This window comes from Janthinobacterium sp. BCJ23, from assembly GCF_059617945.1.
The window spans coordinates 171,382-183,017 of sequence record NZ_JCAQAW010000004.1; the positions used below are offsets into that span (position 1 = coordinate 171,382).

8 protein-coding genes are annotated in these 11,636 nt (G+C 63.9%); 6 read left to right on the top strand and 2 right to left on the bottom strand.

The window, feature by feature from the left end; genetic code table 11:
• Nucleotides 1-80 precede the first annotated feature (80 nt).
• From AC54AG_RS15005 to AC54AG_RS15030, 6 genes are all read left to right on the top strand, one after another.
• Nucleotides 81-2,747 carry a bifunctional acetate--CoA ligase family protein/GNAT family N-acetyltransferase gene (locus AC54AG_RS15005; protein WP_496630796.1) on the top strand — a complete coding sequence of 889 codons (2,667 nt, stop codon included), beginning with the start codon at nt 81-83 and terminating at the stop codon, nt 2,745-2,747.
• Nucleotides 2,748-2,863: 116 nt separating this feature from the next.
• Nucleotides 2,864-3,496: a hypothetical protein gene (locus AC54AG_RS15010; protein ID WP_496630797.1), complete on the top strand. Its 633-nt coding sequence runs from the start codon at nt 2,864-2,866 to the stop codon at nt 3,494-3,496.
• Between the two features lie 190 nt (nt 3,497-3,686).
• Nucleotides 3,687-6,266, top strand: coding sequence for a DUF349 domain-containing protein (locus AC54AG_RS15015; RefSeq protein WP_496630799.1), 2,580 nt, complete (start codon nt 3,687-3,689; stop codon nt 6,264-6,266).
• On the top strand, nt 6,263-6,736 hold the full coding sequence (gene moaE, locus AC54AG_RS15020; protein WP_331777687.1) for a molybdopterin synthase catalytic subunit MoaE: 474 nt from the start codon (nt 6,263-6,265) through the stop codon (nt 6,734-6,736). Before AC54AG_RS15015 ends, moaE begins: the two co-directional genes overlap by 4 nt.
• A 121-nt stretch (nt 6,737-6,857) precedes the next feature.
• Nucleotides 6,858-9,464, top strand: coding sequence for an ATP-dependent chaperone ClpB (gene clpB, locus AC54AG_RS15025; RefSeq protein WP_496630800.1), 2,607 nt, complete (start codon nt 6,858-6,860; stop codon nt 9,462-9,464).
• 170 nt (nt 9,465-9,634) lie between these two features.
• Entirely contained in the window at nt 9,635-10,756 is a 1,122-nt protein-coding gene (locus AC54AG_RS15030; RefSeq protein WP_034755057.1) for a polyamine ABC transporter substrate-binding protein, read from the top strand.
• Nucleotides 10,757-10,840: 84 nt separating this feature from the next.
• Here the strand turns inward: AC54AG_RS15030 and AC54AG_RS15035 are convergent, their stop codons facing one another.
• Nucleotides 10,841-10,969: a hypothetical protein gene (locus AC54AG_RS15035; RefSeq protein WP_256267160.1), complete on the bottom strand. Its 129-nt coding sequence runs from the start codon at nt 10,967-10,969 to the stop codon at nt 10,841-10,843.
• A gap of 197 nt (nt 10,970-11,166) precedes the next feature.
• Nucleotides 11,167-11,625: a phosphohistidine phosphatase SixA gene (gene sixA, locus AC54AG_RS15040; RefSeq protein WP_034755059.1), complete on the bottom strand. Its 459-nt coding sequence runs from the start codon at nt 11,623-11,625 to the stop codon at nt 11,167-11,169.
• Nucleotides 11,626-11,636 lie beyond the last annotated feature (11 nt).

The window sequence follows — 11,636 nt, forward strand, 5'->3', positions numbered from 1 at the left end:
GACAAGGTCAAGTTTTTTTGGCAACGCATCCTATACACTGGACGTGACCAAGCCGCTCCGGCAAACCATGAGGCCAGAACATGAGTATCCGTAATCTCGACAAGCTGTTCAAGCCGGCCTCGGTGGCCCTGATCGGCGCCACGGCGCGCGAGCGCAAGCTGGGCGCCATCGCCCTGTACAACCTGCTGGGCGGCGGCTACCAGGGAGAGATTTGGCCCGTCAATCCCAAGTACGACGAACTGATGGGCCTGAAATGCTACCGCAAGCTGGCGCACTTGCCGAAGGCACCCGATTTGGCCATCATCTGCACGCCGCCTGCCACCATCACGGCGCTGATTCGCGAACTGGGCGCGCTGGGCACGCGCGCGGCCATCGTCATGACGTCGGGCCTCGATCCCGTGCGCGAACAGTCGCTGCGCATGGCCATGCTGAAAGCGGCCAAGCCGCACCTGCTGCGCATCCTGGGGCCCAACAGCATGGGGCTGCTCGTGCCGAAACTGGGCTTGAACGCCAGCTTCGCCCATGTCGGCGCGACGAGCGGCAAGATCGCCTTCGTGTCGCAGTCGGGCGCGCTGGTGTCGGGCGTGCTTGACTGGGCCAACGCGCACGGCGTGGGTTTTTCCAAGTTCATTTCGCTCGGCGCCAGCTACGACATCGATTTCGGCGACCTGCTCGACTACCTGGCCGGCGACATCGACACTGCCGCCATCCTGCTGTACATGGAAGATATCCAGGCCGCGCGCAAGTTCATGTCGGCCGCGCGGGCGGCCGCGCGCAGCAAACCCGTGATCGTCCTGAAAGCGGGGCGCGAGGCGGAAGGCGCGGCCATGGCGGCCTGGCACACGGGCGCGCTGGCCGGCTCCGACGCCGTGTACGACGCGGCCATCCGCCGCGCCGGCATGCTGCGCGTGTATTCGGCCGAAGAACTGTTCGACGCCGTGGAAACCCTCACGCATATCCGCTCGCAGCGCGGCGAGCGCCTGGCGATCCTGTGCAACGGCGGCGGCCTGGGCGTGATGGCCACCGACGCGCTGGTGAGCAGCGGGGGCAAGCTGGCCGAGCTGTCGCCCGACACCGTGATCGCGCTGGAAAAGGCGCTGCCGCGGGGCTGGTCGCACGACAACCCCGTGGGCTTGCCCGGCGACGCGGCCGTGCAGCGCTATGCCGACGCCATCAAGCCGCTGCTCGACGAGCCGCAAGCGGACGCCTTGCTGCTGCTGCACGCGCCAACGGCCATGGTCTCGTCGATCGACATCGCCGAAGCCGTCACGCCGCTGATCAAGGCCACTTCGCGCACGGTGCTGTCATGCCTGCTGGGCGGCACCACCGTGGCGCCCGCGCGCCAGGTCTTCAACCGGGCCGGCATTCCCACCTACGATACGCCGGAAAAGGCCGTGCATGGCTTCATGCAGATCGTGCAGTACCGGCGCAACCAGGAAACCCTGATGCAGGTGCCGGCGCAGCTGCCCATGTCGGCCACGCCGCGCCGCGCCAGGGTGCGCGAAATCGTCGCCGCCGCGCTGGCGGCCGGCCAGACGGTGCTCGGCGAATGTCGTTCGAAAGAGATTTTGGCCGCCTACGGCATTCCCGTCGCCACCACGCGCATGGCGGCCGACGTGGAAGAGGCGCTGGCCGTGGCGGCCGAGATCGGCTATCCCGTCGCGCTGAAGATCCATTCGCCCGACATCGCGCATAAATCCGACGTGGGCGGCGTGGCGCTCGACCTCGACACGCCCGACATCCTGCGCACTGCCGCCGCCGCCATGCTCAAGCGCGTGCGCCGCATGCGCCCCGATGCGCTGATCGACGGCTTCACGGTGCAGCAGATGGCGCGCCGGCCGCAATCGCATGAATTGATCGTCGGCGTGACGACCGACGCCGCCTTCGGCCCCGTGATCCTCGTGGGGCAGGGCGGCATCGCCGTGGAAGTAACGGCCGATCACGCCATCGGCCTGCCGCCGCTGAACATGGTGCTGGCGCGCGACATGCTGGCGCGCACACGCGTGTCGAAACTGCTGGCCGGCTACCGCAACCAGCCGCCGGCCGACATCGACGCCATCTGCTACACGCTGATCCAGGTGGCCGAACTGGTGGCCGACATCGGCGAACTGGCCGAACTCGACATCAACCCGCTGGTGGCCGATGCCGATGGCGTGATCGCCCTCGACGCGCGCATCCGCTTGCAGCCGGGCCAGCAGCGCGACCGCCTGGCCATCCGCCCGTATCCGCAGGAACTGGAAGAGCAGGTGACGTGGATGGACCAGCCGATTCTGCTGCGCCCCATCCGCCCCGAGGATGCGCCGCAGCACATGGACCTGTTCCACGCGCTGGACCCGGACGACGTGCGCCTGCGCTTCTTTACATCCATGCGCGAGCTGCCCGTGTCGCAGCTGGCGCGCCTGACGCAGATCGATTACGACCGCGCCATGGCCTTCATTGCCACGCACACGGGGCCGGACGGCAAGCCGGAAACCCTGGGCGTGGTGCGCGCCGTGGCCGACCCGGACAATATCCACGCCGACTTCGCCATCGCCGTGCGCTCGGCCCTGAAAGGCAAGGGACTGGGCCACATCCTGTTTGAAAAGCTCGTCGATTATTTCCGCAGCCGCGGCACGGAAGCGCTCGTGGGCGAGGCCATGGCGCGCAACAAGGGCATGCAGCGGCTGGTGAAAAGCTTTGGCGGCGACGTCACGCCGTCGGAAGAGCCTGGTGTTGTCAACCTGCATATCGGCTTGCGCGCGCCGTAAAAGAAAGCGCGGCTGGCCCGCCGCGGGTTTGTGCAGGATCAAACCGGCCGCTGTCGGTAGTCTTTACACTTTCACTTCCAGGATCAGACATCCAGCCCATTTTCGGGAGTGAGTGCATGCTTACGGCAACATATATATTGGTTTCCCTGTCGGTGGAACAGGCCAGCATCCGCATGAGCCTGCTGGCCTTTCAGAAGTACATGCATGTGCAGCTGCGCCACCAGAGCAGGCTCAACCTGGCCCAGCTGCAGTATGCGGGCGACTGGCTGAGCCGGCTGTACCAGGGCGGCTACTGGCGCAAGGTGGAGATGTATCTGATCCCCGCCATCCGCCAGGCCGCGCCGCATGCGGACGGTTTGCTCAATGAGCTCAACGGTTTGAACCATGCGGCGCTGGAAAGCATCAACGTCGTGCAGCAGCGCGTGGGCGCCGCCATCGACCATTCCGAATCGCAGGCCGAGCAGCTGTGCGCGGCCATCGACGCCTTTTGCGCGGCCTTGCTGCAGCGCCTGGAAAAAGAAGAGCGCGAACTGTTCGCGCTGGCGCGCAAGGTCATCGTCGGCGAAACGTGGTTTGCCATCGCCTACCAGTTCCTCGCCCATGACGCGCGCGCGCAGGAAGCGCGCCGTGGCAAGGCGCAGGTGCTGCCTTTTGTTTTGCCGGCAGCCGGCGGCAGCGCCGAAACGATAGCGGATGGCACAGAGTCCGCGTCGCCCGTGCCGCCGCAGCCGCTGCGCGCGCAGGCTTGAACGGGGAGCGAGCGCACACCCCGTTCACCCGTTTGCGCCGGGGCCGCGTCCGTGGTTTTGCACTGGCGCTCTCATAGGAGAAATGCCAGCTTGCTTACTATGTTACTGATTTGGTAACTTGTACATACCTGTCCGATGCAATACTCCGGGCTTTGTTATGATGGTGGTTTTGATCCACGCGAAACCCGTCATGTTCGAATTTCTCTTCAAGCGTTCTGCCAGCAAGACTGCCGCACCCGATCCTGTCGTGGCAGAACAGGCCGCCGCCTCGGCGCAGAGCGCATCGCGCCGCGCCGAACAGGTTGCGCGTGCCCATGCCGTGGCCGGCGACGAAGCCGCCGCTGCCGATTTCATCATGTCCAGCGAATTTGCCGATGCCCGTCTGATCGCGGCCGAACACGTCCACGCCTTGCCCTTGCTGGAAAAAGTCCACCACGCCATGCGCAACACGGACCGCCGCGTGGCCAAACTGATGCAGGGCCGCATCGACCTGATCCGCCACCAGGCAGCCGAGACGCAACGCGCCCAGGCCAGCATCGACACGGCACAGCGCCTGTTGAACGATGAAAAGCTGAGCCCGAACCAGGTTGCCGAGCTGGACCGCCAATGGCAAGTCATCAAGGCCACGCCCGAGCTGGCGACGGCGTTTGCCGCCGCGCGCGCCGCACTGGCCGCCCGCCTGGAAGCGCAAGTGGCGCTGCAGCGCGCCGTGATCGACGCCGTTGCCGCCACGCGCGCCTTGGCTGCCAGCGGCCAGTCCGCCGGCGAGCTGGCGCAGGCGCTGGCACGCCTCGACGCGGAACATGCGCAGCATGCGCAATCGCCCGAGCGTGCCTCCTTGCCGAAACACCTGGAAACCGATTTCATCCAGGCGCGCGAGCAGGCGCAGTCCGCCTTGCAAGCGCTGCAGCAGCACCAGGCCTTGTTCGACGCACGCCAGGCCGCGCTGGCAGAATGGCAGGCGCAGGACGCCGCCACCCTTGACGTGGATGTCTTGAAACGCGCTTGGCAAGCCTTGCCGCGCCTGCCCGAGTCGCCATTGTCCGACAGCTTGCAGCAGCAATTTGCGGCCGTGCTGGCCAGCGCGCCGGCGCCCGTGCACGCGGTGCCAGAGGCCGCAGCGGCCCATGCCGAGCCTGTACCTGTACCGCGCAAGCCGCGTCAGGAACACGCACCCGTGTCGAAAGAAGCGACAGAGCAATTCTTCAAGGTGCTCGACGCCATGGAAGCGGCCCTGCAGGATGGCTTGCTGCACGTGGCTTCCGAACACGACAAGACTTTGCGCGACACCAAGCACGGCCGTTTGACGCCGGCGCAAGCGGACCGCCTGGCCCATGTGCGCGCAGAGTTCAAGCGCCTGGCCGACTGGGCGCGCTGGGGCGGCAACGTGTCGCGCGAGGAACTGGTCAAGGCGGGCGAGGAATTGCCGGCGCAGCAACTCCCAATGGCCGAGCTGGCCAAGAAAGTGGGCAGCTTGCGCGAGCGCTGGAAGTCGCTCGACACCCTGTCCGGTCCCGCACCGAAGTCTTTGTGGGAACGTTTCGACGCGGCATGCAGCGTAGCCTATGCGCCAGCGGCCCAGCATTTCAAGCAACTGGCCGAAGAGCGCCACGGCAATGCGGCCAAGGCCCAGGAATTGATCGCGGAAACGGCGGCCCTGGCGGCCGAAGAGAGTACCGACTGGAAACACGTCGCCTCCGCCTCGCAGCGCTTGCGCCAGGCGTGGACGCGCCTGGGCACCATCGACCGCAAGGAAAAGAAACGCCTGGACGCGGAATTTGGCGCCGCGCTGGACGCCCTGTCGAAGCCGCTCGATACGCAGCGCCAGATCGAGACGGCGCGCCGCGAACAATTGATCGTCGAAGTGGGCTTGCTCAAGCCTTCGGAGCGCAACACGGTCGACATGCTGAAAGCCTTGCAGGATAAATGGCAGGAACTGGCGAAAGCCCTGCCGCTCGAGCGCCGCGCGGAACAGGCGCTGTGGCAGCGTTTCCGCGCCGCCTGCGACGATATCTTTGCCAAGCGCAAGGAAACGGCCCACGCGGCCGACCACGAGCGCCGCGAACACCTGCATGCGCGCGAAGCGCTGTGCGCGGCGCTGGAAACGGCCGTCGTGCCCGAGGGCGATGACAAGAGCCGCACCGCCTTCATCAACCACTTGCTGCGCGACACCCGCGCCGCCTGGAACGCCACGGGCCCCGTGCCGCGCGCCAGCGAAGCGAAGATCGAGCAGCGCTACCAGGCGGCTGTCGCCGGCGTGCAAGCGCAAGCGGACGCCATCGCCGAACGGGCTGGCGCGGCCCAGGCCAATGCCCTGCGCGACAAGCTGCGCCTGGTGCAGTCGCTGGAAGCGGCACTGGCTGATGGCGCTGGCACCGATGCGCAAGCATGGAGCGAGCGCTGGAGCGCCTTGCCGCCGCTCGACGCGCAATACGAACGCAGCCTGCAGCAGCGCTTTGCCGCCGCCCAGGCCGCGCTGGGCGAGGGCAGCGCCGCCTACGTGCGGCAATTGCAGGCCAACCAGGAGCGCTTGCTCGATGAAGTGTTGCGCCTGGAAATCGTCGCCGGCGTCGACAGCGGCGCCGAATTTGCCCGCGACCGCCTGAAAATGCAGGTGGAAGTGCTGCAATCGTCGCTGAAATCGGGTCAGAAGCCGCTCACGCAAGCGTCGCAACTGATGCAGCTGTGCGCGATTGCCGCCGCCACCGATGCGCGCACGGCCAGCCGCATCGAAACCCTGCTGCGCCGTATCGGAGGCAACGTCAAATGAGTACCACCGTCCGCGTCCAGCAAGCTGATTTTGACTTGGGTCAAGAAATCGCACAATTGCGTGCAGGCAACCCCAAGGTGGGCGCCGTCGTCGGCTTCGTCGGCACGGTGCGCGACATGAACGAAGGACTCGACGTGGCCGCCATGGAGCTCGAGCATTATCCGGGCATGACGGAAAAGTCCATTGTAGCCATCGTCGAGCAGGCGCGCGAGCGCTGGCCCCTGTCCGGCGCGCTGGTGATCCACCGTGTAGGTCCCCTGCTGCCGCAGGAGCAGATCGTGCTGGTGGCGGTCTCGTCCGCCCACCGGGGCGAGGCCTTCGCCGCCTGCGAATTCATCATCGACTACCTGAAGACGGAAGCGCCATTCTGGAAGAAGGAAGACACGCCCGAAGGGGCGCGCTGGGTCGATGCGCGCGACAGCGACGAGACGGCGTTAAACAAGTGGGCGGCAAAAGCAAGCGCCATTTGAATCGTACGGGTCCCGCACCGTAGCTTTTGCCCAAATGCATCGGTTTTCTGCTTTGTGTATGCTTGAAAAGTACTCTCTCACCCCAATTTGGTTAACAACTAATTAACCGGGAGCGATTTTCATGCGACAAGACAAACTCACTACCAAATTACAGGAAGCCCTGGCCGATGCGCAAAGCTTGGCCGTGGGCAACGACAACCCCTATATCGAACCAGTCCATTTGCTGACGGCCCTGTTGAACCAGGACGACGGCGGCGCCCGCTCGCTGTTGCAGCGTGCCGGCGTCAACGTGGGCGGCCTGTCCAAGGCCCTGGGCGCCTCGATCGAACGCTTGCCCAAGGTGTCTGGTACGGGCGGCGACGTGCAGGTCAGCCGCGAATTCGTGGCCTTGCTGAACCTGGCCGACAAGGAATCGCAAAAGGCGGGCGACCAGTTCGTCTCCAGCGAAATGGTCTTGCTGGCGATGACGGACGACAAGTCCGACTGCGGCAAGCTGGCGCGCGAAAACGGCCTCACCCGCAAGGCACTGGAAGCGGCCATCGACGCAGTGCGCGGTGGTAACAAGGTCGACTCGCAAGAGGCCGAAGGCCAGCGCGAAGCCCTGAAAAAATACACCTTGGACCTGACGGAGCGGGCGCGCAAGGGCAAGCTCGACCCTGTGATCGGCCGCGACGATGAAATCCGCCGCACCATCCAGATCCTGCAGCGCCGCAGCAAGAACAATCCCGTGCTGATCGGCGAACCGGGCGTGGGCAAGACTGCCATCGTCGAAGGCCTGGCGCAGCGCATCGTCAATGGCGAAGTGCCCGAGTCCCTGAAAGGCAAGCGCGTACTGTCGCTGGACATGGCCGCCTTGCTGGCCGGCGCGAAATTCCGCGGCGAGTTCGAGGAACGCCTGAAATCCGTGCTGAAAGAACTGGCCATGGATGAAGGGCAAACCATCGTCTTCATCGACGAGATGCACACCATGGTGGGCGCGGGCAAGGCCGAAGGCGCGATGGACGCGGGCAATATGCTCAAGCCGGCGCTGGCGCGCGGCGAGCTCCATTGCGTGGGCGCGACGACCCTCGACGAATACCGCAAGTACATCGAGAAGGATGCCGCGCTGGAACGCCGTTTCCAGAAAGTGCTCGTCGACGAGCCGACCGTGGAAGCGACGATCGCCATCCTGCGCGGCTTGCAGGATAAATACGCGCTGCACCACAAGGTGGAGATCACGGACGCGGCCATCATCGCCGCCGCCGAGCTGTCGCACCGCTACATCACGGACCGCTTCCTGCCCGACAAGGCGATCGACCTGATCGACGAGGCGGCGGCGAAGATCAAGATCGAGATCGATTCGAAGCCGGAAGTGATGGACAAGCTGGAACGCCGCTTGATCCAGCTGAAAATCGAGCGCGAAGCCGTCAAGAAGGAAAAGGACGAAGCGTCGTTGCGCCGCCTGGGCCTGATCGAGGAAGAGATCGTCAAGCTGCAGCGCGAATACAATGACTTCGAGGAAATCCTGAAGGCGGAAAAAGCCGTGGTGCAAGGCAGCACGCACATCAAGGAAGAGATCGAAAACGTCAAGCTGCAGATGGAGCAGGCCACGCGCGAGAGCAACTGGCAGAAAGTGTCGGAGCTGCAATATGGCAAGCTGCCGCAGCTGGAAGCCCAGCTCAAGCAGGCTGACAGCGGCATCCCGAAACTCGATCCCGACCAGCCGAAGCTGCTGCGCACGGAAGTGGGCGCCGAGGAAATCGCCGAAGTGGTGTCGCGCGCGACGGGTATTCCCGTGTCGCGCATGATGCAGGGCGAGCGCGACAAGCTGCTGCACATCGAAGAGAAGCTGCATGAGCGCGTCGTGGGCCAGGATGAGGCGATCACGGCCGTGGCGGACGCCATCCGCCGCTCGCGCGCCGGCTTGAGCGATCCGAACCGTCCGTATGGTTCCTTCATGTTCCTGGGGCCGACGGGCGTCGGCAAGACGGAATTGAGCAAGGCGCTGGCCACTTTCCTGTTCGATACGGAAGAATCGATGATCCGCATCGACATGAGCGAGTTCATGGAGAAGCATTCCGTCGCCCGTTTGATCGGCGCGCCACCGGGCTACGTGGGCTACGACGAGGGCGGCTACCTGACGGAAGCCGTGCGCCGCAAGCCGTACAGCGTGATCCTGCTCGACGAAGTGGAAAAGGCGCATGCCGACGTCTTCAACGTGCTGCTGCAAGTGCTCGACGACGGACGCATGACGGATGGACAGGGCCGCACAGTGGACTTCAAGAATACCGTCATCATCATGACCTCGAACCTGGGTTCGCATAAAATCCAGGCGATGGAAAGCGATGATCCCGGTGTCGTGAAGCTGGCCGTGATGGCCGAGGTACGCTCGCACTTCCGTCCCGAGTTCGTCAACCGCATCGACGAAATCGTCGTGTTCCACGGCCTCGACGAGAAAAACATCGGCGCGATCGCGAAGATCCAGCTGAAGATTCTCGAAGAACGCCTGGCGCGCATGGACATGCAGCTGAGCCTGACTGACGCGGCCTTGCAGCAAATCGCCGAAGCGGGCTACGACCCGGTGTATGGCGCCCGCCCGCTGAAACGGGCGATCCAGCAGCAGATCGAAAATCCGCTGTCGAAGCTGATCCTGGAAGGCAAATTCGGCCCGAAAGACGAGATCCGCATCGACGCCCAGAACGGCAACCTGGTGTTTGCGGGTGCGCAGGTGGGGCTGGATAAGGTGTAATGTCGCAAAGGCCGGGGTCAGACCCCCGTCATTGTTAGCGCTGAATTTTGCGTTGGCGGTGTTGGGGGTCTGACCCCAGCGGTGAAAGCAGGGCGGTATCAGGCTAGACCTGATGCCGCCCTTCTTGCTATCATCGTCACTATTTTCTGACTAATTCCGGAGGCGGTACGATGGCAAACACATGGCAAGCAGGGCGGCGCATTGGAGTGGGACTGGCCTTGGCGGCGGCCGTACTGGCCTTGCCTGCGCACGCTCAGGCTCAGGAAGAGAAAGTCCTGAACATCTATAACTGGTCCGACTATATCGGCGACGATACGATCAAGAATTTTGAGAAGGAAACGGGCATCAAGGTACGCTACGACGTTTTCGACAATAACGAAATCCTCAATGCGAAACTGGTGGCGGGCAAGTCCGGCTACGACATCGTCGTGCCGACGGCACAGTGGGCGCGCTTGCAGATCGATGCGGGCCTGCTGCGTAAACTCGACAAGAGCAAGCTGACGAACCTGGGCAACCTGGACCCGAACCTGCAGGCCAAGCTGTCGAAGATCGACCCGAACAACGATTACCTGGTCGACTGGCTGTGGGGCTACACGACGGTGGGCATCAACGTCAACAAGGTCAAGGCCGCGCTGGGCGGCATGCCCATGCCCGACAACGCATGGGAACTGATCTTCGACCCGAAATATGCAGCCAAGCTGAAATCGTGCGGCGTGTCCTTCCTCGACTCGCCGTCGGAAGTGCTGCCGGCCGCCCTGCAATACCTGGGCAAGCCCGCGTACTCGAAAACGGCCGCCGACTACCAGGAAGCGGGCAAGGTGCTGCAGGCGATCCGTCCTTACGTGACCCTGTTCAGCTCGTCCGGCTACATCAATGACATGGCCAACGGTTCCGTCTGCGTGGCGCTGGGCTGGTCGGGCGACATCAATATCGCGCGCCAGCGCGCCATCGATGCGAAGAACGGCAACGTGATCCAGGTGCTGGTGCCGAAGACGGCCGCCTTGATGTTCGACACCATGGCCATCCCGGCCGACGCGCCGCACCCGAACAATGCGCACCTGTTCATCAACTATATTTTGCGCCCGCAAGTGCATGCCAGCCTGAGCAACAAGGTGTTTTATGCGAATCCGAATCTGGCCAGCATCAAATATGTGCGCAAGGACATCGGCGAGAACAAGGCCATCTTCCTGTCGGACGCCGACAAGCAGCGCATGGCCGCGCCTGAAGCGACCACGGCCGATATCCGCCGCTTGATGACGCGCATCTATACGAAGTTTAAAACGGGAGTGTAAGACGGGAGTATAAAAACGATGATGGCGCGAGGGACGGGCCTGTTTGGCCGTCGCTGGCGCCATGCGATAGTGCCGAGGTGAGCGCTACTCGTGATAGCGGTCCATCAGCTTATGGTGGCTGCCGCGCATTTCTTCGACCAGTTCAAAGGCGACAAAGCCGATGATGGCGGCGAAGATGGCGATGAAGAGAAAAACGAGGAAGGTGATTAACATGGTCTTTCAGCCGCCGTTGGACGGCTGTCCGCTGGGTTGCTCAATGTGCGGGAGCAGGGCTCTTGCACGTAGTTGATGCAATTAAACTCTAGCAGATCGGCAGCGCTTTACAAGGCTGCTGAGTTGCGAACGCCACTAGTATTTGTCCCAGCGCACTTTTTGCGCATTTCCCCGCATCGCCCCCTTTTTCACGACCCTTACTTCACCACCAGGTCATGCGCCATCACCGCCTTCAAATAGATACTGACGGGGTCGCCTGGCTCGCGCTGCGAAAACCACCAGGCGCTGGCCTTGCGCATTTCCCATTCCTGTTCCTCGCCCGTCAACAGCAGGGCGGCCGCCTGGCCCAGGGTGGGCTGGTGGCCGACGATGAGCACGGTTTCCTTGCCGCCGGGCCAGTTGGCCGCCTTCAGGATGTCTTCCGCCTCGGCGCCGGGCGCCAGTTCCGGCATCAGCTTGAACTTGCGCCCCAGCGCCTCCGCCGTTTGCAGGGTGCGCAGGGCGGGGCTGACGAGGATACGGCAATTTTCCGGTAGTTGCGAGGCCAGCCATTCCCCCATGCGGCGCGCCTGTTTCTGGCCTTTGACGGTCAGGGCGCGTTCGAGGTCGGGGACGCCCGGCTCGGCTTCTGCGTGTCGCCACAAGATGAGATCCATGCTGTACTCCT

Coding starts and splice junctions, on each gene's coding strand:
- AC54AG_RS15005 (WP_496630796.1), top strand. CDS start 81: ATGAGTATCCGTAATCTCGACAAGCTGTTCAAGCCGGCCTCGGTGGCC.
- AC54AG_RS15010 (WP_496630797.1), top strand. CDS start 2,864: ATGCTTACGGCAACATATATATTGGTTTCCCTGTCGGTGGAACAGGCC.
- AC54AG_RS15015 (WP_496630799.1), top strand. CDS start 3,687: ATGTTCGAATTTCTCTTCAAGCGTTCTGCCAGCAAGACTGCCGCACCC.
- moaE (WP_331777687.1), top strand. CDS start 6,263: ATGAGTACCACCGTCCGCGTCCAGCAAGCTGATTTTGACTTGGGTCAA.
- clpB (WP_496630800.1), top strand. CDS start 6,858: ATGCGACAAGACAAACTCACTACCAAATTACAGGAAGCCCTGGCCGAT.
- AC54AG_RS15030 (WP_034755057.1), top strand. CDS start 9,635: ATGGCAAACACATGGCAAGCAGGGCGGCGCATTGGAGTGGGACTGGCC.
- AC54AG_RS15035 (WP_256267160.1), bottom strand. CDS start 10,969: ATGTTAATCACCTTCCTCGTTTTTCTCTTCATCGCCATCTTCGCCGCC.
- sixA (WP_034755059.1), bottom strand. CDS start 11,625: ATGGATCTCATCTTGTGGCGACACGCAGAAGCCGAGCCGGGCGTCCCC.